Origin of the sequence: Brevibacterium senegalense, from assembly GCF_000285835.1 — a bacterium.
Classification (GTDB): Bacteria; Actinomycetota; Actinomycetes; order Actinomycetales; family Brevibacteriaceae; genus Brevibacterium; species Brevibacterium senegalense.
Window position 1 is genome coordinate 16,539 of record NZ_HE978606.1, and the last position, 24,812, is coordinate 41,350.

General features: G+C 68.9%; 23 protein-coding genes and 2 tRNA genes. 11 read left to right on the forward strand and 14 right to left on the reverse strand.

The genetic code is table 11. The features are described from left to right. The first annotated feature begins 3 nt into the window (after positions 1–3). The 4 genes from HGBR_RS17730 to HGBR_RS11830 all read left to right on the forward strand — a co-directional run bounded on the left by HGBR_RS17730 (position 4) and on the right by HGBR_RS11830 (position 2,775). The gene (locus HGBR_RS17730; RefSeq protein ID WP_147522474.1) at positions 4–666 is read left to right on the forward strand and encodes a multicopper oxidase family protein; all 663 of its coding nucleotides are present in this window, start codon (positions 4–6) and stop codon (positions 664–666) included. After that, positions 663–980 carry a multicopper oxidase domain-containing protein gene (locus tag HGBR_RS18990; RefSeq protein WP_026077555.1) on the forward strand — a complete coding sequence of 106 codons (318 nt, stop codon included), beginning with the start codon at positions 663–665 and terminating at the stop codon, positions 978–980. The genes HGBR_RS17730 and HGBR_RS18990 overlap by 4 nt, the downstream gene beginning before the upstream one ends. 117 nt (positions 981–1,097) lie before the next feature. Then, positions 1,098–2,435, forward strand: coding sequence for an ammonium transporter (locus HGBR_RS11825; protein ID WP_019159553.1), 1,338 nt, complete (start codon positions 1,098–1,100; stop codon positions 2,433–2,435). Position 2,436: 1 nt separating this feature from the next. Beyond that, positions 2,437–2,775 carry a P-II family nitrogen regulator gene (locus HGBR_RS11830; protein ID WP_019159554.1) on the forward strand — a complete coding sequence of 113 codons (339 nt, stop codon included), beginning with the start codon at positions 2,437–2,439 and terminating at the stop codon, positions 2,773–2,775. 71 nt (positions 2,776–2,846) lie between these two features. Here the strand turns inward: HGBR_RS11830 and HGBR_RS11835 are convergent, their stop codons facing one another. Beyond that, positions 2,847–3,521, reverse strand: a complete 675-nt coding sequence (locus tag HGBR_RS11835) for a helix-turn-helix domain-containing protein (protein WP_147522475.1) — start codon at positions 3,519–3,521, stop codon at positions 2,847–2,849. A gap of 278 nt (positions 3,522–3,799) precedes the next feature. Between HGBR_RS11835 and gdhA the strand changes: the two genes are divergently transcribed. Continuing rightward, positions 3,800–5,140 (forward strand): NADP-specific glutamate dehydrogenase, encoded by a 1,341-nt coding sequence (gene gdhA, locus HGBR_RS11840; RefSeq protein ID WP_019159556.1) that lies wholly within the window; start codon positions 3,800–3,802, stop codon positions 5,138–5,140. A gap of 112 nt (positions 5,141–5,252) precedes the next feature. Here the strand turns inward: gdhA and HGBR_RS11845 are convergent, their stop codons facing one another. The 13 genes from HGBR_RS11845 to dnaA form a co-directional block, all read right to left on the reverse strand. Next, on the reverse strand, positions 5,253–6,479 hold the full coding sequence (locus tag HGBR_RS11845; protein ID WP_019159557.1) for an amidohydrolase family protein: 1,227 nt from the start codon (positions 6,477–6,479) through the stop codon (positions 5,253–5,255). 153 nt (positions 6,480–6,632) lie between these two features. Further along, positions 6,633–6,704, reverse strand: a tRNA-Ala gene (locus HGBR_RS11850). 155 nt (positions 6,705–6,859) lie between these two features. Further along, a tRNA-Ile gene (locus HGBR_RS11855) sits at positions 6,860–6,933 on the reverse strand. A 104-nt stretch (positions 6,934–7,037) separates the two neighbouring features. Next, complete coding sequence (locus tag HGBR_RS20860) at positions 7,038–7,796, reverse strand: DUF3566 domain-containing protein (protein WP_019159558.1); 759 nt, start codon at positions 7,794–7,796, stop codon at positions 7,038–7,040. Continuing rightward, positions 7,793–10,438 (reverse strand): DNA gyrase subunit A, encoded by a 2,646-nt coding sequence (gene gyrA, locus HGBR_RS11865; protein WP_019159559.1) that lies wholly within the window; start codon positions 10,436–10,438, stop codon positions 7,793–7,795. Before gyrA ends, HGBR_RS20860 begins: the two co-directional genes overlap by 4 nt. Before the next feature lie 79 nt (positions 10,439–10,517). Beyond that, the gene (gene gyrB, locus HGBR_RS11870; protein WP_019159560.1) at positions 10,518–12,539 is read right to left on the reverse strand and encodes a DNA topoisomerase (ATP-hydrolyzing) subunit B; all 2,022 of its coding nucleotides are present in this window, start codon (positions 12,537–12,539) and stop codon (positions 10,518–10,520) included. A gap of 204 nt (positions 12,540–12,743) precedes the next feature. After that, a complete protein-coding gene (locus HGBR_RS11875) occupies positions 12,744–13,922 on the reverse strand; it encodes a cystathionine gamma-synthase (RefSeq protein ID WP_019159561.1) in 1,179 nt (392 codons plus the stop codon). Further along, complete coding sequence (locus HGBR_RS11880) at positions 13,919–14,893, reverse strand: pyridoxal-phosphate dependent enzyme (protein WP_019159562.1); 975 nt, start codon at positions 14,891–14,893, stop codon at positions 13,919–13,921. The genes HGBR_RS11875 and HGBR_RS11880 overlap by 4 nt, the downstream gene beginning before the upstream one ends. A 79-nt stretch (positions 14,894–14,972) precedes the next feature. After that, entirely contained in the window at positions 14,973–15,710 is a 738-nt protein-coding gene (locus HGBR_RS11885; protein ID WP_019159563.1) for a M50 family metallopeptidase, read from the reverse strand. Between the two features lie 4 nt (positions 15,711–15,714). After that, positions 15,715–16,302 (reverse strand): DciA family protein, encoded by a 588-nt coding sequence (locus tag HGBR_RS11890; RefSeq protein ID WP_019159564.1) that lies wholly within the window; start codon positions 16,300–16,302, stop codon positions 15,715–15,717. Continuing rightward, positions 16,299–17,444, reverse strand: coding sequence for a DNA replication/repair protein RecF (recF, locus tag HGBR_RS11895; RefSeq protein WP_019159565.1), 1,146 nt, complete (start codon positions 17,442–17,444; stop codon positions 16,299–16,301). Before recF ends, HGBR_RS11890 begins: the two co-directional genes overlap by 4 nt. A 28-nt stretch (positions 17,445–17,472) precedes the next feature. Next, the gene (gene dnaN, locus HGBR_RS11900) at positions 17,473–18,615 is read right to left on the reverse strand and encodes a DNA polymerase III subunit beta (RefSeq protein WP_019159566.1); all 1,143 of its coding nucleotides are present in this window, start codon (positions 18,613–18,615) and stop codon (positions 17,473–17,475) included. 554 nt (positions 18,616–19,169) lie between these two features. Beyond that, complete coding sequence (dnaA, locus tag HGBR_RS11905) at positions 19,170–20,978, reverse strand: chromosomal replication initiator protein DnaA (protein ID WP_083882884.1); 1,809 nt, start codon at positions 20,976–20,978, stop codon at positions 19,170–19,172. 457 nt (positions 20,979–21,435) lie between these two features. On the opposite strand from dnaA, the gene rpmH reads away from it, so the two are divergent. The 6 genes from rpmH (at position 21,436) to rsmG (ending at position 24,740) form a co-directional block, all read left to right on the forward strand. Beyond that, positions 21,436–21,573, forward strand: a complete 138-nt coding sequence (gene rpmH, locus HGBR_RS11910) for a 50S ribosomal protein L34 (RefSeq protein WP_026077559.1) — start codon at positions 21,436–21,438, stop codon at positions 21,571–21,573. A gap of 24 nt (positions 21,574–21,597) precedes the next feature. Further along, positions 21,598–21,999, forward strand: a complete 402-nt coding sequence (rnpA, locus tag HGBR_RS17740; protein WP_019159569.1) for a ribonuclease P protein component — start codon at positions 21,598–21,600, stop codon at positions 21,997–21,999. Continuing rightward, positions 21,986–22,351, forward strand: coding sequence for a membrane protein insertion efficiency factor YidD (gene yidD, locus HGBR_RS19575; protein WP_173390448.1), 366 nt, complete (start codon positions 21,986–21,988; stop codon positions 22,349–22,351). The genes rnpA and yidD overlap by 14 nt, the downstream gene beginning before the upstream one ends. Before the next feature lie 61 nt (positions 22,352–22,412). Next, positions 22,413–23,387 carry a membrane protein insertase YidC gene (yidC, locus tag HGBR_RS11925; RefSeq protein ID WP_019159571.1) on the forward strand — a complete coding sequence of 325 codons (975 nt, stop codon included), beginning with the start codon at positions 22,413–22,415 and terminating at the stop codon, positions 23,385–23,387. Positions 23,388–23,436: 49 nt separating this feature from the next. Further along, on the forward strand, positions 23,437–24,027 hold the full coding sequence (locus tag HGBR_RS11930) for a Jag family protein (RefSeq protein ID WP_019159572.1): 591 nt from the start codon (positions 23,437–23,439) through the stop codon (positions 24,025–24,027). Then, positions 24,024–24,740 carry a 16S rRNA (guanine(527)-N(7))-methyltransferase RsmG gene (rsmG, locus tag HGBR_RS11935; protein WP_019159573.1) on the forward strand — a complete coding sequence of 239 codons (717 nt, stop codon included), beginning with the start codon at positions 24,024–24,026 and terminating at the stop codon, positions 24,738–24,740. The genes HGBR_RS11930 and rsmG overlap by 4 nt, the downstream gene beginning before the upstream one ends. Positions 24,741–24,812: the final 72 nt, after the last annotated feature.

Sequence of the window (24,812 nt, forward strand, 5' to 3'; positions counted from 1 at the left end):
CTCGTGCTCGCCCGGCTCGACTGGCTCGCTCCGGCCCGGCGAGCGCGAGCGACCACCGCGCACATCGCCTCCGGGCGTACACGGTCGTCGCCTGCGGAGGGACGCGCCGCGACCCGCCGCGACCCGCCGCCTCCCTACCGTCGAGGCATGCCCCCTCTCGCACGCACCCACCTCTCCGCGACCCTCTGGTACCACCCGCACCCGCACGGCGAGATGGAGGAGCAGGTGCTCAAGGGGTTCGCCGGCCTCGTGCTGGTCGACGACGAGGACAGTGCCGCGACCGGGCTGCCGCACGAGTACGGTGTCGACGACGTGCCGCTCGTCCTCCAGCACAAGCTCCGCGACCGCGACGGTCGCATCATCCGCACGGAGGGCGACAACGCGCTGGGCACGGTGGGGCGCACGCTGCTGGCCGACGGCCTCGCGGGGGCGGAGTTCGCGGTGACGACCACGGAGGTCCGCCTGCGCCTGCTCAACGGCAGCGCCGCCCGCTTCCTGGACCTGCGCCTCGCCGATGACCGGCCGTTCCTGCTGGTGGGGACCGATGGAGGCCTGCTGGAGTCACCGGTCGAGCTCACCCGCCTGCCGCTGTCACCGGGCGAGCGCGCCGAGGTCGTGGTCCGGTTCGCGGCCGGCGACCGGGTGATGCGGAGCTGTGGGAGGTGACGACCCCGGACGTCTTCCCGCACAACGTCCACGTCCACGACGTGCAGTTCCGCATCCTCGACGTCGACGGTGGGGACCCGCCGGTGTGGCTGCGGGGCTGGAAGGACACGGTTCCTCTCCACCCGGGGAGACCCGTGCGACTCCTCATGCGGTTCGAGGACTGCGCGAGCGCGAGCGTGCCGTACATGGTGCACTGCCATCTGCTGCAGCACGAGGGCTCCGGGATGATGGGCCAATTCCTCGTGACGGAGGACGGGACGGGATCGGAGACGATCACCGCTCCGCCGGATCCGGGCGGTCACGCCTCTCACTGAAGACGACACTAACAGATTACATGCGCACCCATCAGTTGCGCAGTCGGTAAACTCTCAGTTACTCTCTGCCCATGCCAGTAGCAGACTGGCTGGAAGAAACCTTGTAAGGAGGGTGCGATGAATGCTGCAGAGATCTCAGCAGGCGACACCGCGTGGGTGCTCGCCAGTGCAGCGCTCGTGCTGTTGATGACGCTGGGCCTGTCGTTCTTCTACGGCGGGATGGTGCGTGCCAAGAGCGTGCTGAACATGGTGATGATGTCCGTCGTGACGATGGGGATCGTGGGCGTCCTCTGGGTGCTGTTCGGGTTCTCCATGGTGTTCGGCGAATCGTTCGGCGGCCTGGTGGGCAACCCTCTGGACTTCGCGGGCCTCTCCGCCCTCATGGGACCGGACGCCGTCGTGGGCACCGTGCCGGCCCTCGCCTTCGTGGGCTTCCAAGCGGCGTTCGCGATCATCGCGGTCGCGCTGGTCAGTGGTGCGGTCGCGGACCGCATGAAGTTCTCCGCCTGGGTCGTCTTCGCCGCCGCCTGGGCCGTGCTCGTCTACTTCCCCGTGGCCCACTGGGTCTTCGCGTTCGACGGATCCGTCTCAGAGACCGGCGGCTTCATAGCGAACACCCTGGGCGCGGTCGACTTCGCCGGCGGCACCGCGATCCACATCAACGCCGGGGCCGCGGCTCTCGTGCTCGCCGTGATCCTGGGCCCGCGGATCGGCCTGGGCTCGACGCCCATGCGCCCGCACAACCTCCCACTGGTCATGCTGGGAGCCGGCCTCCTCTGGTTCGGCTGGTTCGGCTTCAACGCCGGCTCCGCCCTGGCCGCCGACCACGTGGCCGCGCACGCCTGGGTCACGACCCTCGCGGCACCGGCCGCCGGTATGCTCGCGTGGTTGGTCGTGGAGAAGATCCGGGACGGACGCCCCACCTCCCTGGGCGCGGCTTCGGGCATCGTGGCGGGCCTCGTCGGCATCACCCCCGCCGCGGCCGCGGTCAGCCCCGTGGGCGCTCTGGTCATCGGCGCGCTGTCCGGGGTGGGCTCTGCCCTGGCGATCGGGCTGAAGAACAAGCTGGGCTACGACGACTCCCTCGACGTCGTGGGCGTCCACCTGGTGGCTGGACTCATCGGCACCCTGTCGATCGGCTTCCTCGCGGATCCCGCCGCGCCCGGCGAGGCGCAGGGCCTCCTGTACGGCGGCGGCTTCGAACTGCTGGGCATCGAGGCGCTGAGCTCCCTGGCGGTGCTGGTCTACAGCATCGTCATGACGACCGTCATCGCGCTGATCCTCCGCGGGATCATGGGCGGCCTGCGGGTCACCGCGCGCGAGGAGTCGTCCGGCATCGACGTGGCGGCCCACGCGGAGTCCGGATACGACTACTCGCAAACACCCCTGACCGCACGAGGCGTCACCCGCAGCGTCGTCATCCCGGCACCGGCACCCGTCCAGGAGGTGAAGTGACATGCGGCTCATCACAGCGATCCTGCAGCCCGCAGCGCTGGAGGGCGTCCAGATCGCGCTCGCTCAGCACGGCATCAACGGCATGACGGTCAGCGACTGCACGGGCTACGGCCGGCAGAGCGGACACACCGAGGTCTACCGCGGATCCGAGGTCACGATCGACTTCATCGGCAAGATGCGCTTGGAGATCCTCGTGGCGGACGCCGAGGCCGGCCCCGTCATCGACGTCATCGCCCAGTCCGCGCGTACCGGCGAGGTGGGGGACGGCAAGATCTGGTCGACGCCGGTCGACGAGGTCATCCGGATCCGCACCGGGGATCGAGGCGACGCCGCACTGTAGCTGTGAGGTCTGACTGACCCGTGCCACGAGGGCCCCGGATCGGTGTGCAGCGGTCCCACGACCGCTTCACGTCACGATCGGGGGCCCTCGTGCGGATCCGCGGGTCGCTCGTCGGACACGTTGACCGACAGGAAGCGGACGGGAGTCTCGAAGATGCCCGCGGGACCATGGATGCCCTCCGCATCGAAGAGGATCCCGTCGCCCGTCTCCATGCGGAACGTCGTCTCCTGATACCGGTAGTCCATCTCGCCCTCGACGACGTACACGAACTCGGACCCCATGTGCTGGAAGAGGGGGAACGGCTGGCTGTCCTCTGTGAGGGTCACCAGCAGCGATTCGAAGAGGCCGTGGTGCCGGATGACCTGGCCCAGCAGCTGGTATCGATGCCCCAGATTGCTGGCGCGCCGCACCGTCTCCGGCGCCTGTCCCGCCTTCGAGAAGACGACCTGCGTCTCATTGTCGGCGGCACGGAACAGGCTCGTGACCGGGATGTCGAGCGCCTTCGCCAGGGCGTCGACGGTCGCCAGGCTGGCCGAGGTCTGCGCGTTCTCGATCTTGGACAGCATCTGCCGGCTCACACCCACCCGGTTCGCCAGCTCCGACAGCGTGAAGCCGCGCGCATGCCGCATCTGCCGGGTCGTCTCCGCGATCGACTGCTCGAGGGACTTGGGCGGCGGCGACATGGGCCGCCCGCCCTCGACCCGGGGACTCAGCTCGTGCCCGGGCGGCTCGTTGTTCTCAACCACAGTTCCACACCTTCAGAGGTCTCCGGCCCGCACGGGCTCTCAGTTCGCACTCGATCCATTGCATCCCCGACCCCCGCTCCCTCCTCGGAGCGGCTCGCGGGACGGGTCATCGGACCGGTCACGACGGGGCGTTCACCGATTGTAGTCAGCTCCAGCAGTGTTATCGCAGACGCCTCACCTGCGGATCGTCGGCCCGGAGCGATCAGATTTGTCTACCGACAGTAGCGCTTTGTACTTTAGAGGGGACATCTCGACTCCACAACCGGAAGGCGCCATCCATGGAAGCCAGCCTCCAGGCAACGTATGACACCGTACTCCAGCGCAATCAGGGCGAGCCGGAATTCCACCAGGCCGTCCGTGAGGTCTTCGAGTCGCTCGAGACGCTGCGCGGTCGTCACCCCGAGTACGAGGCGCACGGCATCCTCATGCGCCTGTGCGAGCCGGAGCGCCAGCTGATCTTCCGCGTGCCGTGGGTCGACGATGAGGGGACGGTCCGCATCAACCGCGGGTTCCGCGTCGAGTACAACTCCGCGCTGGGCCCCTACAAGGGCGGTCTGCGCTTCCACCCGTCGGTCAACCTGGGCATCGTCAAGTTCCTGGGCTTCGAGCAGATCTTCAAGAACTCGCTGACCGGCCTGCCGATCGGCGGCGGCAAGGGCGGGTCGGACTTCGACCCGCACGGTCGCTCGGACGGCGAGATCATGCGCTTCTGCCAGTCGTTCATGACGGAGCTGCACCGCCACATCGGCGAGTACACCGATGTCCCCGCAGGCGACATCGGTGTGGGCTCGCGCGAGATCGGCTACCTCTTCGGCCAGTACAAGCGCCTCACCAACAGGTATGAGGCCGGCGTCCTCACGGGCAAGGGCCTCGACTGGGGCGGGTCTCTGGTCCGCACGGAGGCGACCGGCTACGGCGCGGCCATCTTCGCGAACGAGATGCTGCGGGCGCGCGAGGCGTCCTTCGACGGTCGTCGGGTGGGCGTGTCCGGCTCCGGCAACGTCGCGATCTACGCGATCGAGAAGACGCAGCAGCTGGGCGGCATCCCGATCACGGCCTCGGACTCCAGCGGCTACGTGGTCGACGAGCAGGGCATCGACCTCGATCTGCTGCGCCAGATCAAGGAGGTCGAGCGCGGCCGCATCCACGAGTACGCGGAGCGCCGCGGCGGCGGTGCCCGCTTCGTGAAGGACGGCAGCGTGTGGGATGTCCCTGTCGACATCGCGCTGCCCAGCGCCACGCAGAACGAGCTGGACGAGAAGGACGCGAAGACCCTCGCCTCGAACGGCGTTAAGGTCGTCGCCGAGGGCGCGAACATGCCGTGCACGCCCGAGGCCGTCGAGGTCTTCCGGATGGCCGGCGTGGGCTTCGGTCCCGGCAAGGCCGCCAACGCCGGCGGTGTCGCGACCAGCGCGCTGGAGATGCAGCAGAACGCCAGCCGCGACACGTGGACCTTCGACTACACGGAGGCCCGCCTGACGGAGATCATGCGGAACATCCACTCCACCTGCCTGACGACGGCCGACGAGGTGGGTCGCCCCGGCGACTACGTCGTGGGTGCGAACGTCGCGGGCTTCCGCAAGGTCGCGAACGCGATGATCGCCTTGGGCGTCGTCTGATCGGACTCCCGCCCCTCAGCGTCTGAACGCGCGCACGGCCCTGCTACCCGGTACCGACCGGGGAGCAGGGCCGTTTCCGGCTCTCTCGACTACCGGTCCCTGGAGCGTCTCCTCAGAGAAGCTCCCCGGCCTCGGACACGATGCGGCCGGCGTGGATCACCGTGCGGTCGCCGGGGCGGTCCATGACGGCGGACGCGGGATACTCGCCGGGGACCAGCACGAGGTCGGCCGCATCGCCCACACCCACACCACGTGAGCTCGTCCGGCTGAGGGACGGATCGATCACGCGCGCCCCACCCAGGGTCGCGGTCTCGAGAGCGCGCTCGATGTCGGAATCACGGCGCAGGCCGTTCGTGAAGGCCAACTGCCAGGTGCGGTCCAGCATGTCCGTATTGCCGTACGGCGACCAGTAGTCGCGCTGCCCGTCCTGGCCCAGCCCGATCCGCACGCCCGCGTCGAGGATCTCCAGCAAGGGCAGCGTGCCGCGACCGCTGGGGGCCACGGTGGTGACTGCGATGTCGAGCTCCACGAGCTCGGAGAGCACATGTGCCCGCTGGCCCTCCGAGATCCCGGAAAGGAAGAACGCGTGTGCGATCGTCACCCGCCCTCGCATGTCGAGTGCCCGCACCCGCTCGATGATCTGCTGGGCGCTGAAGAGGCCCAACTCCGCCGGCTCGTGGAGGTGGATGTCGACGCCCACCCCGTACCGGTCCGCCAGCTCGAAGACGATGTCGAGGTGCCGGCGCGGATCCTTGTCCAGTGCGCAGGGATCGATGCCGCCCACCAGGTCGACCCCGCTGCGCAGTCCTTCCTCGATGAACGCGGGGACGCCGGGCTCCACCAGGAGGCCGGCCTGGGGGAAGGCGACGACTTCCACGTCCGCGCGATCCGAATGTGCCTCACGTGCGGCCAGAACGCCCTCCAGCCGCTCCAGACCGCAGTCCGCATCGATCTGGGCGTAACTGCGTGCCCGCGTCATCCCGTGCGCGATCGCGCGCCCCAGCGTGTGCGTGGCCCGGTCCGTCACGGACGCCCCGGCACTCCGCCAGTTGTCCCGGTCGTTCCGGATGAAGGACCAGAGGCTGCGCCGTTCGACCTCGTTCGGTTCGAACGGCAGCCCCACCCGCGTGGAGTCGAGGTGCACATGCGTATCCGTGAAGGACGGCAGCAGGAGCCGTCCCGCACCGTTCACGTGCGCGACTATGTCCTCCTCAGCGCCCGCGGCGCGTCCCGCCGTCGGGTCGTGCGGCTCGAGCGCCGCGATGAGACGACCGGACACCCGCACGTCGACAGGGTCCCCACCCCAGGGGCGCACATCACTGATCACCAGGTCACTCACGCCAAGCAGCTCCTCGTCTCGATTCCCACGACCGCATCGTCGCATCCATCGGCTGTCTGGCATCCCCACCCGCACATACACGAAGGCCCCGGCCGGTTTCCCGGGCCGAGGCCTTCATCTACCAACGAGCCACTGTCTCACGAGTTTCTCGAGTGGAGGTAAGGGGACTCGAACCCTAACCCCCTGCTTGCAAAGCAGGTGCGCTACCAATTGCGCCATACCCCCGTGAGAGCAGACAGCCTACACCGGATCGGTGTGCTGCGACCACTGCTCCTGCCGACCGCGATTGCGGCTGCGGAGGACTCCCAGAGTCCCCACTGCAAGAGCTGCAGTCCCCAGCAGGGCGAGCAATCGTCTCATGCCGCTCCCTCCTGGATGCGTGGGCCTAAGAGGACTTGAACCTCTGACCTCTTCGTTATCAGCGAAGCGCTCTAACCGCCTGAGCTATAGGCCCGTGTGATTCTTGCGAACCGAGAAGCCACTCTACCGTCACCTGCCCGAAACGCACAATCGGCCGGGACGTGCAGTGCATCACACGTCCCGGCCGATCCGACGACGTCAGTCGTCCGTCAGTGTCAGGTGGAATCCGCCCACGATCGACGCGCCGATGTTGTAGAGGAACGCGAAGAGCGTCGACAGGGCCGTCATGAGCACGATGTTCACGAGTCCCAGCACGAACGCGGTCGCCATGACGCGCGGCAGGCTCACGAGCGCCAGCAGCTGATCCGCGCTCTCCGAACCCGCGATCTCCGACAGGGTCGACTCGATGTTCCCCATGACGCCGGTCATCTGCAGCACGAGCCACAGCACCAGCGTCGCCACGAGCATCGCGATCGCGATCGCGAGCGACAGCAGGAACGACATCTTCATGACCGACCACGGGTCGATGTTCGCGATCGTGAGGCGGACCGTGCGTGGGCCCTTCTTCGAGGACTTGCCCGTCATCTTGACGCCGCTGGACGTCGCCGTCACACCGTCCTGCGGGCGGGCCCCGCCGGAGCCGGCGGACTTCTGCTGCACCCGGTGGTCCGGGCCCGAGGCCGCACCCACCGAGGCGTCGCCGTCGCCTCCCGCACTGAACCGCCGGCCGGAGCCCGCGCTCACGCGCGTCTTCGTGTCAGCCGATCCGGACCCGCCGGCCGACTGCTGCGGCACGTGCGCGGTGGGAGCGCTGCCGGAGGACCCGCCGGCCTTCCCGGCGCCCGAGGTCCCGGCACCGGACTTCGCGCCGGTGTCCTGGTCCCCGCTGGCCGTCAGCCGCGTGCGGCCGCTGGAGGTGCGGAGGACCTTGCCGGGCTTCTGCTCGTTGTCGCTCACTGCTGCTCTTCACCTTCGGTGTCGGCGCCCGGCTCCTGGGGAGCCGGATCGGACAGTTCCGCCACGACCGCTTCGGCTTCCGCGTCGGTGAGAGGCGCGTTCTCCGCCTCGTCCTCGACGGCTTCCTCCGGGCCGCGGGTGACCGCGATGATGCGATCCTTCGTGCCGGGTTTCGCGAAGACCACGCCCATGGTGTTGCGGCCCTTGGCCGGCACTCCGTCGATACTCGACCGGACCACCTTACCGCGCTCCATGACGACCAGGACCTCTTCGCCCTCCGACACGATGAGACCGCCCACCAGGTCGCCGCGCTGATCGGTGATCTTCGCCACCTTGATGCCCATGCCGCCGCGGCCCTGCAGTCGGTACTCCTCGACCGGTGTCCGCTTCGCGAACCCGGCCTCCGTCACGACGAAGACATACGTGCCCGGGGTGACCGTGTCCATCGTGAGCAGCCGGTCGTCCTCGCGGAACCGCATGCCGGTGACGCCCGAGGTCGCACGCCCCGTGGGTCGGATCGTCTCGTCGTCCGCCGCGAACCTGATCGACATGCCCTTGCGGGAGATGAGGAGGAGGTGGTCCTCCGCGTCGACCAGACGGGCGGACACCAACTCGTCGGGACGGCCGTCGGCCATCTCGCGCAGGTTGATCGCGATGACGCCACCGGTGCGGTTGGAGTCGTACTCGGCCAGACGCGTCTTCTTGACCAGGCCGGACTTCGTCGCGAGGGCCAGGTACTGGGCCTCGTCGTAGTCCTTGATCGACAGGACCTGGGCGATCGTCTCGGCCGGCTGCAGCGCCAGCAGGTTCGCGACGTGCTGGCCCTTCGCGTCACGCGAGCCCTCCGGCAGCTCGTAGCCCTTCGCCCGGTAGACCCGGCCGGTGTTCGTGAAGAACAGCAGCCAGTTGTGGGTCGAGGTGACGAAGAACTGGTCGACGACGTCGTCTCCGCGCAGTTTCGCGCCCGAGACGCCCTTGCCGCCGCGGTTCTGCGCCCGGTAGAGCGCGGACTGGGTGCGCTTGACGTACCCGCCGCGCGTGATCGTGACGACGACCTCCTCCTCCGGGATGAGGTCCTCCATGCTCACGTCGCCGTCGAAACCGGCGAGGATCCGTGTGCGGCGGTCGTCGCCGTATCGGTCGACGATCTCCGCGAGCTCCTCCGACACGATCGCGCGCTGGCGCTCCGGGGTGTCGAGGATCTCCTTGTAGTCCTTGATCTGCTCCTCGATCTTCTGCGCCTCCTCCTCGATCCGGAGGCGCTCGAGGGCGGCGAGCCGGCGCAGCTGCAGGTCCAGGATCGCGTTCGCCTGGATCTCGTCGACGTCCAGCAGCTCCATGAGGCCCGTGCGCGCCTCGTCCGAGTTGGGGGAGCGGCGGATGAGCGCGATGACCGCGTCCAGTGCATTCAGCGCCTTGAGGTAGCCGCGCAGGATGTGCGCCCGCTCCTCCGCCTTGCGCAGGCGGTACCGGGTGCGGCGCACGATCACGTCGATCTGGTGCTTGACCCACAGGCGCAGGAACGCGTCGATCGACAGCGTGCGCGGCACGTTGTCGACCAGTGCCAGCATGTTGGCGGAGAAGTTCTCCTGCAGCTGCGTGTGCTTGTACAGGTTGTTGAGGACGACCTTCGCGACGGCGTCCCGCTTGAGGACGATGACGAGGCGCTGGCCGGTGCGACCGGACGACTCGTCGCGCAGGTCCGCGATGCCTGCGACCTTGCCGTCGCGCACGTACGAGGCGATCTTCGCCGCCAGCGTGTCTGGGTTGACCATGTAGGGCAGCTCGGTGACGACCAGGCACGTGCGGCCCTGGATCTCCTCGACCTCGACGACGGCGCGCTGGGTGATCGAGCCGCGGCCGGTCCGGTACGCGTCCTCGATGCCGCCGCGGCCCAGGACCGTGGCGCCGGACGGGAAGTCCGGGCCCTTGATGATGCCCAGGAGCGCCTCGAGCGCCTCCTCGTTCGTGGCCTCCGGGTGCGCCAGCAGCCACTGGGCGCCCTGGGCCACCTCGCGCAGGTTGTGGGGCGGGATGTTCGTCGCCATGCCCACCGCGATGCCGGACGAGCCGTTCACCAGCAGGTTGGGGAACCGCGACGGCATGTACATCGGTTCCTGGTTGCGACCGTCGTAGTTGTCCTGGAAGTCGACGGTCTCCTCTTCGATGTCCCGCACCATCTCGAGTGCGAGCGGAGCCATCTTGCACTCCGTGTATCGGGGAGCGGCCGCGCCGTCATCGCCGGGCGACCCGAAGTTGCCCTGGCCCGCGACCAGCGGGTAGCGCATGACCCAGCCCTGCACCAGGCGGACCATCGCGTCGTAGATCGCGGTGTCGCCGTGCGGATGGTACTGGCCCATGACGTCGCCCACGACGCGCGAGCACTTCGAGAAGTTCCGGTCCGGCCGGTACCCGCCGTCGTACATCGCGTAGAGGATGCGGCGGTGCACCGGCTTGAGGCCGTCGCGCACGTCCGGCAGCGCGCGGCCCACGATCACGCTCATCGCGTAGTCGAGGTAGGAGCGCTGCATCTCCATGTTGAGGTCGACGGAGTCGACCCGGTCCAGCACGGTGCCCTCGGCCGGGACCTCCGGGGTCTGGTCCGGATCCTGCTGGGGGGTGGGGTTCTGCTCGTCTGCCACGGGGGCTCATCTCTCTTCAGTCACGGGCTGGGACGGAGGCGGGCCCGAGGTCCCGGCCGGGGCCTCGGGCGCACTCGCCTCAGATGTCGAGGAAGCGGACGTCCTTCGCGTTCTCCTGGATGAAGCGGCGCCGGGAGTCCACGTCGTCACCCATGAGGACGGTGAAGATCTCGTCCGACTGCGCGGCGTCGTCGAGGGTGACCTGTTTGAGGAGGCGGTGGTCGGGATTCATCGTCGTCTCCCACAGCTCCTGGTAGTTCATCTCACCCAGACCCTTGTAGCGCTGGATCGCCAGCTCCTTGGGCAGGCGCTTGCCGGCCGCGCGGCCGGCCTCCAGCAGTCCGTCGCGCTCGCGGTCGGAGTAGGCGAACTCGTGCGCGGCGTTCGACCACTTGAGGCGGTAGAGGGGAGGTGTCGCGAGGTACACGTACCCGCCCTCCACCAGCGGCTTCATGTAGCGGAAGATGAACGTGAGCAGCAGCGTCGTGATGTGCTGGCCGTCGACGTCCGCATCCGCCATGAGGACGATCTTGTGGTAGCGGAGCTTCTCGATGTCGAACTCCTCGCCGATCCCGGTGCCGAACGCGGTGATCATCGCCTGGATCTCCGCGTTGCCCAGCGCCCGGTCGAGGCGGGCCTTCTCCACGTTCAGGATCTTGCCGCGCAGCGGGAGGATCGCCTGCGTGTGCGGGTCGCGGCCCTGCGTCGCGGAGCCGCCGGCGGAGTCGCCCTCGACGATGAACACCTCAGAGATCGTCGGGTCCTTCGCCTGGCAGTCCTTGAGCTTGCCGGGCATGCCGCCGGCCTCCAGCAGGCCCTTGCGACGGGTCGCCTCGCGCGCCTTGCGGGCGGCCAGGCGGGCCTGGGCGGCCTGCGACGCCTTGCGCACGACCTCCTTCGCCTGCACCGGGTTCGACTCCATCCAGTGGCCGAACTCATCGCGGACCACGCGCTGGACGAAGGTCTTCGCCTCCGAGTTGCCCAGCTTCGTCTTCGTCTGCCCCTCGAACTGCGGCTCGCCCAGCTTGATCGACACGACCGCGGTCAGTCCCTCGCGGATGTCGTCGCCGGTGAGGTTGGGGTCCTTCTCCCGCAGGATCTTCTGGTCCCGCGCATAGGCGTTCACCAGCGAGGTGAGTGCCGTGCGGAAGCCCTCCTCGTGGGTGCCGCCCTCGTGGGTCGAGATCGTGTTCGCGAAGGTGTGCACGGACTCCGAGTACGAGGTCGTCCACTGCATCGCGATCTCGAGCGCGATCATCTGGTCCGGGTCCTCCGCCTCGAACGCGATGATCGTGTCGTTGACCGTCTCCGACTTCTTCATCCGGTTGATGTGCGCGACGTAGTCCAGCAGACCGTCGTCGTAGCGGTAGGAGACCTGCTTGGGCTTCGACTCCGCCTCCGGAGCGTCGCCGTCCAGGGAGGCCTCCCCCTCGTCGAGACCCACCTCGTCCGGGTCCACCTCCGCCTTGCGCTGGTCCTCCAGCGTGATCCGCAGGCCCTTGTTGAGGAACGCCATCTGCTGGAACCGGGAGCGCAGCACCTCGAACGAGAACTCCGTCGTCTCGAAGATCTCGTCGTCCGGCCAGAACGTGATGACGGTGCCCGTGCGGTCCGTCTCCTCGCCCTTGACGATCTCACCCGTGGGCTCGCCGCGGCGGTAGTCCTGCCGCCACACGTGCCCGTCGCGGTGCACCTCCGCGTCCAGGCGGACCGACAGCGCGTTGACGACGGACGAGCCCACACCGTGCAGACCGCCGGAGACCGCGTAGCCGCCACCGCCGAACTTGCCGCCGGCGTGCAGGATCGTGAGGACGACCTGCAGCGTGGGGATGCCCTCCGTGGGGTGCATCGCGACCGGGATGCCGCGGCCGTCGTCGACGACCCGGACGCCGCCGTCCTCGAGAATCGTGACCTCGATGTGCGAGGCGTATCCCGCCATCGCCTCGTCGACCGAGTTGTCGACGATCTCCTGGACCAGATGATGCAGGCCGCGCTCCGAGGTGGAGCCGATGTACATGCCGGGCCTCTTGCGCACCGCCTCGAGTCCCTCGAGGACGGTGATGTCCCCCGCTTCATAGTGCGGCGTCTGGTCGGCTGACATGGAACTCCTCATCGCGTGCGCGCACGCGTGCAGTGGGTGACAGGGCTCTTGCCCCCGATTCTAGCGCGTCCCGTCACCCGGAGTGCGGATCCACAGGCCTCAGAAGGCCCCTTTCTCCGATTTGTCTCCCCTGGTGCGAGGGGAATCTCAACCCCAGGGGTCCCGATGCCTCAGAATCGCGTGTGCGGCGTCCGTCGAAGAGTCTCAGAGACGACCCAGCGCCTGCTCCAGATCCGCCAGCAGATCGTCGACCGTCTCGATGCCCACGGACAGGCGCACGACGCCCTCCGGCACCGCCAGTTCCGTGCCGCGGACGGAGGCGTGCGTCATCGCGTCCGGGTAGTTGACGAGCGATTCGACGCCGCCCAGCGACTCCGCGAGGGTGAAGAGCGTGAGCGACTCCGCGAAGCGGCGAGCCGTCGCGCCGTCCGCCAGGTGCAGCGACACCATGCCGCCGAAGCCGCTCATCTGCGACCGCGCGATCGCGTGACCCGGATGCGACTCGAGGCCCGGGTAGTAGACGGTGTCGACCGCGTCGTGGCGGTCCAGGAAGCCCGCGACCAGGCCCGCGTTCGCGCTGTGGCGCTCCATGCGGATCGCGAGGGTCTTGAGACCGCGGGTCGTGAGGAACGCGTCATGCGGTCCGCTGATGGCGCCGGCGGCGAACTGCTGGAAGCCCGCCTTCTCCGCGATGCCCGCGTCGTTCGTCACGAGTGCTCCGCCCACCACGTCCGAGTGTCCGCCCAGGTACTTCGTCGTCGAGTGGACGACGACGTCCGCGCCCAGCAGCAGGGGCCGCTGCAGGGCGGGCGAGGCGAAGGTGTTGTCGACGACGACGAGGGCGCCCGCGTCGTGGCCGATCTGCGTCAGGCGCGCGATGTCCGCGATCCCCATGAGCGGATTCGACGGAGTCTCGACCCAGAGCACCTGGGCGGGCGCCTCCTGCAGGGAGGCGGCCACGGCCTCGGCGTCGGTCATGTCGACGATGCGCAGGGTGATGCCCCACGGGCCCAGGATCCTATCGACCAGGCGGTGAGTGCCGCCGTAGACGTCGTTGCCCATGAGGACGGTGTCGCCGGGGGTGAGGACGGCGCGCAGCAGCGCGTCCTCCGCGGCCAGGCCGGAGGCGAAGGACAGGCCGAACTCGCCGCCCTCCAGCGCGGCCAGCTGCGTCTGCAGCGCGGTGCGCGTGGGGTTCGCGCTGCGGCCGTACTCGTAGCCGCCGCGCAGCCCGCCGATCCCGTCCTGAGCGTAGGTCGACGACACGTGCAGCGGTGGGATGACCGCGCCGGTCGTCGGATCGTGCGCCTGGCCGGCGTGGATCGCCAGGGTGTCGAAACCCTGGGCGCCTGCGGTGGGGGTGCTGCCCGTCTGCTCGCTCACTTCTGAGCTCCTTCTGCGGTCATGTGACCGCGCTCGACCATCCACTCATCGCTGAAGACCTTGCCCATGTAGCCGCGGCCGGAGTCCGGCAGCAGCACGACGACGACCGCGTCGTCCGGCAGCGTGCGCGCCACCCGTAGCGCGGCGACGACCGCCATCCCGCTGGAGCCGCCCACCAGGAGGCCCTCCTCGCGGGCCAGGCGGCGCGCCATCGCGAAGGACTCGGCATCCGTGACCGTCTCGAAGGCGTCGGGGATCGACGCGTCGTAGGTGTCCGGGATGTAGTCCTCGCCCACCCCCTCGACGTCGTAGGGGTGCGCCTCGCCGCCGGCGTAGATCGAGCCCTGCGGGTCCGCGACGACCACCTGGACGGTGCCGTCGCTCGCCTCCTTGAGGTAGCGGCCCGTGCCGCTGACCGTGCCGCCAGTGCCGGCGCCCACGATGAAGTGCGTGATCCGCCCGTCCGTGTCCTCCCAGATCTCCGGGCCCGTCGACTCGTAGTGGCTGAGCGGTCCGTTCTGGTTGGAGAACTGGTCCGGCTTGTAGCCGCCGGGGATCTCCGCCGCCAGGCGGTCGGAGACGGAGTAGTAGGACTGGGGATCTTCCGGGGGGACGGTCGAGGGGACGACCACGACTTCGGCGCCGTAGGCTCGCAGCGTCGCGCGCTTGTCCTCGGAGACCTTGTCCGGGCAGACGAAGATGCAGCGGTAGCCGCGCTGCTGGGCGATGAGCGCCAGTCCCACCCCGGTGTTGCCACTGGTGGGCTCGACGATCGTGCCGCCGGGCCGCAGGTCGCCCGCCGCCTCCGCCGCGTCGATGATCTTCCGGGCGATGCGGTCCTTCACGGAGCCGCCGGGGTTGAAGAACTCCGCCTTCGCGAGGACGGTCGCCCCGATGCCCTCCGTCACCCGGTTGAGGCGGACGAGCGGTGTCCGCCCGATCAGGTCGGTGACACTGCTGGCATAGCGCATGGAGCTCCTCTGGTTCGTGTCGTCCACCCCACGAGCATAGGACGTGGCGGCCGCCGGGCGCAGTGGGGTGTGGCGGGCGTCACCGGAGCGCCACGGCGACCACCAGCGCGGCCGGGGCCAGCGCCAGCACCCAGAAGACGCCGATCCAGAGGACCGCGGGCAGCGGGGTGAGCCGGCCCAGCACCGCGGCGTCGGAGTCGCGGGCCCGTCGCTTGAGGTGCAGGCCGGACAGGTTCGCGATCGCACGGATGCCGCCGGCCCACTCGAAGAGGCCCGCGACCAGGAGGACGAGGATCGTGACGGACTCCGGCGCCCATAGCAGCAGGGCGGCGGTCCCCGCTATGCCCGCCAGCGTCGACGCCACCGCGATGGCGCCGCGCATGAAGAGGAGGGCCAGCACCGATCCGACCAGCACCACGACCACGGCGACGGTCATCCACGCGGACGCCCCGGTCGTCCAGCCGGCGACGGCCGCACCCACCATGAGCGCGCCCGCCAGCGGAGGTGCGGGGTAGCCCCAGAAGCTCGTCCAGGCGACGGAGTCCGCCCGTCCCGTCGAGGTCGTGAGGCCCGAGTGGTCCGCGTTCACGCGGATCCGCATCCCCGTCCTCCCGCGCACGGCACCGGCCAGCGCGTGCCCCAGCTCGTGGATCATCGTGACCCACACGCCGGTCACCTTCCAGACACCGCGCGGCACGACAAGGAGACCGGCGATGAGCACGGCCGCCGCGCCCAGCGCCCACAGTTCGTTCCCCTCCAGTCGTTCCAGCAGGCCCGCGCCCACTCCGCTCAGCCCGGCGCTCGCGCGCATCTCCATGCCGTCACCCCCACGTGTCCCTGGGTCCCCGTCCCCGCACACTCTTCCTGCCCCGAGTGAAGGAACGCTGGACGGGACCGTGGATCTCGATGTCCTCGACCACGCGCCGGCCCATCTGTCGCTCGATCTTGTCCAGCAGCCCGTCCTTGAGGATCCGCAGCTGCGTCGCCCACGTCGTCGACGAGGTGCGCACGACCAGCGTGGGCGGTTCGAAGCGCTCGACGACGCAGTGCGCGGCCACGTCCGGTCCCACCAGTTCCGGCCAGCGACTCGTCACCTGCGCGACGTCCAGACTGGACTCCCACCCGCGCCGGTGCGCCAGCTTCGCGAAAAGCCCTCCCACGGACCGCGGATCCCGCGGATCCGTCCCGGACCCGGTGTAGGCGACCTGTCCGGGACGCCCGCTGGGGTCCCGCTCCGCCGCGTCGCGCCGACCGTCGCCGCTGCCCCGCCACCGGCCGGACCCCGGCCGCGCCTCGACGTCCGCCATCCGACGGGCCCGGTCCAGTGCCTCCATGGCTGCTCCGGACAGCGGTGCCCGCGTCCGATCCTCGGCGCCGAGGCCGCCTGCCGTCTCCTGCTCCGCACTCATGCCGCTGGGGAGACTTCCGTCAGGTCCACCGTGCGCCCCACCAGTTCTTGCGGGATCTCCGAACCCACTGCGGCGGTGATGAGCACCTGTTCCGCCTGCGCGACGATGTGCGCCAGGCGGCGCCGCCGGCCGGTGTCGAGCTCTGCGAACACATCGTCCAGGACGAGGATCGGCTGGTCGTCCGGGTGGCCGGAGTCCGAGCGCAGCAGGTTCCAGCCGGCCAGCTGCAACGCGAGCGCCAGCGACCAGCTCTCGCCGTGCGAGGCGTAGCCCTTCGCCGGGGTCTGCCCGATGAGCAGCTCGACGTCGTCCCGCTGCGGACCCACGAGCGTGAGACCCCGGTCGATCTCCTTCGCCCGTCGCGACACGATTGCCTCAACGATGACATCGACGGTGCGGGCCACCGCATCATCGTCCTCCGGATCGACCGCCGAGTAGTCGATCCGCGAGCTGTAGCGGGCGACCGCCTCACGGCGGACCTCCCGAGCGTCCGCTGCCAGACCGGAGAAGTGCTCGTCGATGTGCGGAGCCAGGTCCGTCAGCAGGCGGCGCCGGCCCACCACCAGGGCGGCAGCGGCCTCGGCGAAGGCCCGGTCCCAGATGTCCAGGGTGCCCTCCAGACCGCTGTCCGGATGGGCCTTGAGGCTCTTGAGCAGCGCATTGCGCTGCCGCAGCGCCTTGTCAGAGTCCACCAGCACGCCCGCGAACCGCGGGTTGCGGGCGACCAGCAGCGAGTCCAGCCAGTCGCGTCGTTCGCCGGGGTCTCCCTTGACGAGCCCCAGGTCCTCCGGGGCGAAGACGACGCAGGGGACCAGGCCCAGGATCTCGCGGACACGCACACCACTGCGGTTGATGCGGGCGCGGTTGGCGCCCTTCGCCTTGATCGTGACCTCCGCCGTCACGTGCCGCTCCCCGCGGTGGACGCGGGCGGAGACGATCGCCTGCTCACGACCGGCACGGACCAGCGGCAGATCCTGGGGGACGCGGTGGGAGCGCAGGCGCGACAGGTAGCCGATCGCCTCGACCAGGTTCGTCTTGCCCCAGCCGTTGGGGGCGACGAACGTCGTGACCCCGCGCTCCAGATCCAGGTCGAACGACTCGTACGACCGGAAGTCACGCAGTGCGAGTCTGCTCACCCACACGCAGGTCCCACCTCCGTCCGGGAGAGAGTCAGAAGCGGATGATCGGCATGAGCAGGTAGCGGTACGAGTCGTCGTGCTCGCCGTCCAGCTCCTTCTGGCCGGTGATGACGACGGACTTCTTGGGCTCCGTCATCGAGAAGCGGACGTGGGGGTGGTCGATCTGCGCGATGCCCTCGGAGATGAAGAGCGGGTTGAAGCCCGTCGTGATGTCGCCGCCGTTGATCGTCGCCGGCAGGGACTCCGAGGCCTGCGCGTCGTCGCCGGCACCCGCACGCAGCGTGATGGCGCCGTCCGCGAACTCGAACCGGATGGGCGTGTTGCGCTCTGCGACGAGAGCGACGCGACGGACCGCCTCGCGCAGTGCCGCGGTCTCCACGACCGCGGTGATCGGCGCCTCCTTGGGGAACAGCGAGCGCACCTTGGGGTAGTCGCCCTCGACCAGCAGCGACGTGGTCTCGCGGCCGTTCGCGGCGAACGCCAGCATCTCCTTGCCGCCGGACTCCGACAGCGCGATCTGGACGTCCCCTCCCATCGACTTCGCCGCGTCGGAGAGCGTCTTGCCGCGGATCAGCGCGCTGCGGGTGATGTCCGGGGAGGTCGGGGACCACGTGAACTCGCGGACGGCCAGGCGGTAGCGGTCCGTCGCCAGGAGCGCGACGCGGTCGCCCTCGATCTCGACGCGGACGCTCGTGAGGATCGGGACGGTGTCGTCCTTGGACGTCGCGATCGAGACCTGTGAGACGGCGTGCTGGAACTCCGCGGCCGCGACGGTGCCGGTGGCCTCCGGGATCTGCGGCAGGGCCGGGTACTCGTCAACCGGCATCGTCATGAGCGAGAAGCGCGAGGAGCCGCAGGTGAGATCGACCTTCCCGCCGTTCAGCTCGAGCGTGACCTGCTGGTTGGGCAGCGCCTTCGCGATGTCCGCCAGCAGGCGACCGGAGACGAGGAACGTCCCCGGTGCCTCGACCTCCGCGCTGAACTCCGTGCGGGAGGAGACCTCGTAGTCGAAGACCGCCAGACGGACCGTGCCGTCCGCTTCTGCGGTGATCAGCACACCGGTGAGGACGGGTGTCGCGGGTCGCTGCGGCAGCGCCTTCGTCGTCCAGGTGACAGCTTCTGCGAGCACATCGCGCTCGACACGGAACTTCACTTGCTCGGATGCTGCGTTCACGACACTCCTGCGGTTCGCACGGGGACCTCTGGTGGGCGGAAGCCTGTCGCTGACACCCGCGAGCAGGCGGCCGGGCAGGAATGCACTCTACCCCACGGTCCGGACACCGCGCACTGAACGTGAGTGCCGACCGGCGTGGTTCGTTGACAACCGCAGTCCGGCATGCAGAGCGATGTTCGAATCGAGTCGGGAGCGGTATGCATATCCGCACACCGCCTCTCGGCTACAGCTGTACGTGAATCGTATGACATGGTCCGGGGTGGTGTGCCGTGCGCGGTCGAGCAGATGAATCGCCATGGATGAATAGAGTTGTCAGTAGTAGGCACTGTGGATCCTGTGGACGGACCTCCGCGATCCGCACGCAGCCGCGGCAGAAGCCCTCTCACCGCCCGTGGACGCGCTGTGCACGACCGTGGGGTGACCGGTGCACGGATGTGTAATGACATCGATGTGACCCACAGGCGTCACCAGGCGAACGCGGATCCGTCCCGAACGCGGTCCACGGGGGAACCGGCGATTCCCACAGAGTTGTCCACAACTGTGTATTCATCGTTTCAGAGTCGATGCTGCTGTTTGATGCGATTCGTGAGTTCGGTGACTTGGGTGTAGAGCGCGCGCCGCTCCGCCATCTGTGTCTTGATCTTCTTGTTCGCGTGCATGACGGTCGTGTGGTCGCGGCCGCCGAACTCCTGGCCGATCTTGGGCAGCGACAGATCCGTGAGCTCACGGCACAGGTACATCGCGATCTGCCGAGCCGTCGTGAGCGTGCGCGACCGGCTGCCGCTCTGCAGGTCCTCGATCGAGAGGGAGAAGTAGGCGGCGGTCTGCCCCATGATGTCCGCGGCCGTGATCTCCGGGGTGTCGTCTTGGGTGATGAAGTCCTTGAGGACCGTCTCCGCCAGGCCCACGTCGATGACCTGGTCGTTCAGGTTCGCGAAGGCGGTGACGCGGATGAGCGCGCCCTCCAGTTCGCGGATGTTCGAGGACACGCGGCTGGCGATGTACTCGAGCACGTCCGAGGGCACATCCAGGCGATCCGTGAACGCCTTGTTCCGCAGGATCGCGAACCGGGTCTCCAGGTCCGGCGGCTGGACGTCCGTCAGCAGGCCCCACTCGAATCGCGACCGCAGGCGCTCCTCGAAGCCCTTGAGCATCTTGGGCGGGTGGTCGGCGGTGATGACGACCTGCTTGTCCTCGTTGTGCAGGGCGTTGAAGGTGTGGAAGAACTCCTCGATCGTCGCGTCCTTGCCCTGCAGGAACTGGATGTCGTCGATCATGAGGATGTCGACCTCGCGGTAGCGGCGCTGGAACGCGGGTCGCAGCGTGTTCGACGTCGTCTGCGAGCCGACCGTGTTGATGAAGTCGTTGACGAACTCCTCGCTGGACACGTAGCGGACCCGGATCTCCGGGTACAGCTGCTGCGAGTAGTGGCCGATCGCGTGGAGGAGGTGCGTCTTCCCCAGTCCCGAATCCCCGTAGATGAAGAGGGGGTTGTACGCCTTCGCCGGCGATTCCGCGACGGCGAAGGCCGCGGCGTGGGCGAAGCGGTTCGATGCGCCCACGACGAAGGCGTCGAAGGTGTACTTGGGGTTGAGCAGGCTCGTGGAACTCTCTCCGTCCGGTCCATGGGGCGCGGGGGTGCCGGTGTGGGAGAACGTCGCCGAGGTCGTCGTCGCCGCCTGCTGCGAGGTCGCCCACCGCTGGGGTGCGCTCCCGTGCCCCAGCTCCGGCTCGGAGGCCAGTAGATCGTGCGCGTGCCCGCCCTCGGGGGCTGCGGCGGGAGCGGATCCGGCTGCAGCCGGGGCGGTGGGGAGGTCCGCGGCGGGCGCCGCAGAACCGACGACGGCGGGGGCCGTGGGGCTGCCCACTGCCGGGCGGGGGAGCCGACCGGGGCCACCCCTGCGGGCGGTGGGCCGCCGTCCTCGGGACCTGCGGTGACGGCGGGGGTGTCGTCGACCGCGGAGGGGGCCGGTGCGACGGGCGGCTGAGGGGTGGGGGCGTCTGCGGGGGGATCGGTGAGGCCGGCGCCCACGGCGATCGCGAGCGTGACCTCGTGACCCACGAGAGCACCGATCTCGCGCGTGATGGGCTCGCGCAGGTCCGTCTCGAGATGCCGGCGGTGCAGCTCCGAGGGGGCGGCGAGAACATAGATGGAGTCGCCGATCATGCCCTTGGGCATCGCGCCGGCCAGGAAGCCCTTGTGCTGGTTGAGGATGGTCGGATCGTTCAGCAGGTTCGTGAGGACCGAGGTCCAGATCTGCTCCGGATCGTGCTGCGTCGAATCCATCCTCGTCCTCCCGGCAACCGCATGTCGTGTCATTCCCCAACGGCGTCCGCCCACACCTGTGGATCGGGGCCCGCATGACGTCCACACAGTTTTCCACAGAATGTGCATGAGGGCCACGCGAGAACCGGAATCATCCACATCAGTGGAGAACTGTGTGGAAATCACATCCGTGTCGTTTGTGGACCGTCTTGTTCACCGGTGCTGTGCACAAGTCTGTGAGCAGTGGGTGTCAGGTGGGGGACTCCCGTCGTTCGCCTTCTGTTCGCACGCGCGTCGACTGTGTGAGACGCACGACGGCGGTTTGACCGGCGTCTGGGGGCACCCCTACGATGGAGTGTCCTGTGTTGCGGGTCCATGCCCCGGTACGTGCCGGTTCTGTGTGCACTTCCCCGTGTTCCCCTCGACGCAGGAGTGGCGATCGGACGACTCCATCAGTGCGCGGAAGCGATGAGCTCGGTGGTTCGGCCTGCCCCGCCGCAACTGGAACCGCAGTCAGTGGTACCCACTGCTGATGACGATCGATGGAGCAAGAAGTGAGCAAGCATACTTTCCAGCCCAACACCCGCAAGCGCGCCAAGACGCACGGCTTCCGCCAGCGCATGAGCACCCGCGCGGGCCGCGCGATCCTCGCCGGCCGTCGCCGCAAGGGGCGCCGCGCCCTCACGGCCTGATCCTCCGGGCAGTGACGACCTCCCGTGCTGCCGCGTGAGAACAGGCTCCGCACCCCGGTCGACTTCCACACCGCGTTCCGCGGGGGCGTGAAGGGGACCAGCGGACATGTCCTTGCGCACCTGGCGCACACCCGCGAATCCCACGCCCCGCGCGTGGGATTCGTCGTCTCCAAGGCCGTGGGCAACGCCGTCACCCGCAACCGGGTGAAGCGGCGGGCCCGCGCGTGGGCGGCCCAGCGGCTGACGGGTCTGGGCGAGGGCGATCTCCTCGTGATCCGTGCGCTGCCGGCCGCAGCGGATGCGGACTACCCGACCCTCGAACGATCCCTGGATCGTGCGCTGGCGCAGGCGACCAAGCGGTTGCGCGCGAAGAGCGAGCGGGAGACCGGGGACATCCGGACGGGTGGGGACCGTGCGCGCGGGTGAGGATACGGAGTCCTCACTGCCGGCGCCGCCCACCGGCGGTGCGGCGAGGGTCGGATACGCGCTGCGGATCGCGCCGCGCATGCCCTTCGTGTGGTTCATGCGTCTCTACCGGCGGATCGTCTCCCCCCTCTACGGGGACGTCTGTCGGTACTATCCCAGCTGCTCCAAGTACGCTCTCGATGCGTTCGAGGTCGAGGGAGCGGTGCGGGGCGGTCTCATGGCGGCGTGGCGGGTGCTGCGCTGCAACCCCTTCTCGCGCGGCGGGGTCGACCACGTGGAGGGCTCCGTGCTCCAGCGGCGCAGCGCGCGCATCTGGGGGCCGGAGGGCACTCCCGACAATGGCAGAATGTAAGAGCGGTAAAGACTGACAAGGGCCGGGGCTGCGGATGACCGCGCCGGGCCGAGGAGAGTGAATGGGCTTCTTCGATACGCTGCTGTACCCCCTGCAGTGGGTGGTCGCGTGGATCCTCGCACTGTTCCACGAGCTGCTGACTGCGGTGGGTATGGACCCCGCGTACGGCCTCACGTGGGTGCTGTCGATCGCAGGCCTCACGCTGGTGGTCCGCGGTGCACTCGTGCCCCTCTTCGTGCGTCAGATCAAGTCGCAGCGCAAGATGCAGATGATCCAGCCGGAGCTGCAGAAGCTCCAGGCGAAGTACAAGGGCAAGAAGGATCAGTTCTCGCGCCAGGCGATGGTCGAGGAGCAGCAGGCCCTCTTCAAGAAGCACGGCACCAGCCCGTTCGCGTCGTGCCTGCCGCTGCTCATCCAGATGCCGATCTTCCTGAGCCTGTTCCGCGTCATCAACAACGTGCCGCGGATGGCCTCGGGCGAGATCACCCCGGTGGGCGGCATGACGGTCGAGCTGGCCACCCAGATGGACAGTGCGACCGTCTTCGGGATCCCGCTGTCGTCGACGTTCCTCACCGGCGACATCATGACGAAGGTCCTCACGGCGATCCTCATCGTCATCATGGCGGGCACCCAGTTCTGGACACAGCGCCAGATGATGACGAAGAACATGTCCGAAGCCGCTCTGGACAACCCGTTCATGCAGCAGCAGAAGATGATGCTGTACCTCATGCCGGTCGTGTTCGGCATCGGCGGCATCTACTTCCCGCTGGGTGTCCTCATCTACTGGCTGGTCTCCAACACGTGGACGATGGTGCAGCAGATGATCGTCATCCGCAGCATGCCCACCCCCGGTTCGCAGGCTGAGCGCGACCTCATGGAGCGCCGTGCGCGCAAGGGGAAGTCTCCGCTGCCGGGCGCCAAGCCGATCGAGCTCGAGGACGAGGCTCAGGACGACGCCGATGCGAAGAAGCAGGGCGGTCAGCGGCAGCAGCCGATGAGTGCGAAGCGCCAGAAGCAGAAGAAGCGGAAGAAGTGAGGGCGGCGGTGTGCACCGCGCCCCACCCGCAGGACAGGGAGGAACGACGATGAGTGAGTCGACGGAGACGACGACGGACCGGTCACCCGTGGAGGACGCGGAGCAGCCGGTCGACGCGAGCACGGATGCGGCCGCGGACGGTGCGCAGTCCGACGGCGACCGTCGCACCCGCACGCAGATCCTCGAGGAGGAGGGCGACATCGCCGCCGACTACCTCGAGGAGCTCCTCGACATCGTCGACCTCGACGGGGACATCGACATCGACGTGGCCGACGGCCGCGCTCAGGTCGCGATCGTGAACGAGGACGGCGGCGACGAGCTGTCTCCCCTCGTGGGGCGGGACGGCCAGGTGCTGTCCGCACTGCAGGAGCTCACGCGACTGACCGTGCAGACGCAGACCGGTCAGCGGTCGTGGCTCATGCTCGACATCGACGGCTTCCGGGACCGTCGGAAGGACGACCTGCGCGAGGTCGCGCAGAAGGCGGTCGACGAGGCCCGCGACAGCGGCGAACCCGTCTCGCTGCGTGCCATGAACAGCTTCGAGCGCAAGGTCGTCCACGACGTCGTCGCCCAGGCCGGCGTGCGGTCGGAGTCCGAGGGCGAGGGCGACCGCCGCCACGTGGTCGTGCACCCGGCGTGAGCACTCCGGACGAGAGCGGCGACGGCCGGCCGGTCGGGAACACGGCCGGGATCCAGGGCGACGAGGGGACCCACGGCGTGATCGACGATCAGGTCGAAGAGCGCCCGGAGTTCGCGGCCACGCTGTTCGGCGACCACCTGGACGCGGCGGAGCGCTATGCGCAGCACCTCGCGACCACCGGGGTGGAGTGGGGGCTCATCGGTCCGCGTGAGCTGCCCCGTCTGTGGACCCGCCACATCCTCAACTGCGGTGTGGCCGCCTCCCTGCTGGAGCCGGGCGATGTCGTGGGCGACATCGGCTCCGGTGCAGGACTGCCCGGGATCCCCTGGGCACTGGCACGCCCGGATGCCTCCTTCGTGCTCATCGAGAGCATGGAGCGCCGCGTCGAGTGGCTGCGCATGGTCGTTCAGGATCTGGGGCTGGAAAACGTGCGGATCGTCCGTGCCCGCGTCGAGGACCTGGTGGACGAGGAGATGTTCACGGTCGTGACGGCACGCGCGGTCAAGGCGATGACGACTCTCATCGAGTGGTCGGTGCCCATCCTGGGGCCGGAGGGCCGGATCCTCGCGATCAAGGGCGCGTCCGTCCAGGCGGAGCTGGACAAGGCCGCGCGCCTCATCCGCAAGAGGCGTCTGCAGGGTCCCACCGTCCACTCCCTGGGTGCGGACGACCTGCCCACACCCACGACGGTGGTGGAACTGCGGCGCTCGTGACCGGGAGACGGACCTGCGCAGGTGGTGAACGGGGTCGCCCTTGGGCGGGGCTCCCGGGCTGAGTCCCCGTGG

Coding starts and splice junctions, on each gene's coding strand:
- yidC (WP_019159571.1), top strand. CDS start 22,413: ATGGGCTTCTTCGATACGCTGCTGTACCCCCTGCAGTGGGTGGTCGCG.
- HGBR_RS11825 (WP_019159553.1), top strand. CDS start 1,098: ATGAATGCTGCAGAGATCTCAGCAGGCGACACCGCGTGGGTGCTCGCC.
- HGBR_RS11930 (WP_019159572.1), top strand. CDS start 23,437: ATGAGTGAGTCGACGGAGACGACGACGGACCGGTCACCCGTGGAGGAC.
- HGBR_RS11880 (WP_019159562.1), bottom strand. CDS start 14,893: ATGCGCTATGCCAGCAGTGTCACCGACCTGATCGGGCGGACACCGCTC.
- HGBR_RS11885 (WP_019159563.1), bottom strand. CDS start 15,710: ATGGAGATGCGCGCGAGCGCCGGGCTGAGCGGAGTGGGCGCGGGCCTG.
- gdhA (WP_019159556.1), top strand. CDS start 3,800: ATGGAAGCCAGCCTCCAGGCAACGTATGACACCGTACTCCAGCGCAAT.
- gyrB (WP_019159560.1), bottom strand. CDS start 12,539: ATGTCAGCCGACCAGACGCCGCACTATGAAGCGGGGGACATCACCGTC.
- dnaA (WP_083882884.1), bottom strand. CDS start 20,978: ATGCGGGCCCCGATCCACAGGTGTGGGCGGACGCCGTTGGGGAATGAC.
- HGBR_RS11830 (WP_019159554.1), top strand. CDS start 2,437: ATGCGGCTCATCACAGCGATCCTGCAGCCCGCAGCGCTGGAGGGCGTC.
- HGBR_RS11890 (WP_019159564.1), bottom strand. CDS start 16,302: ATGAGTGCGGAGCAGGAGACGGCAGGCGGCCTCGGCGCCGAGGATCGG.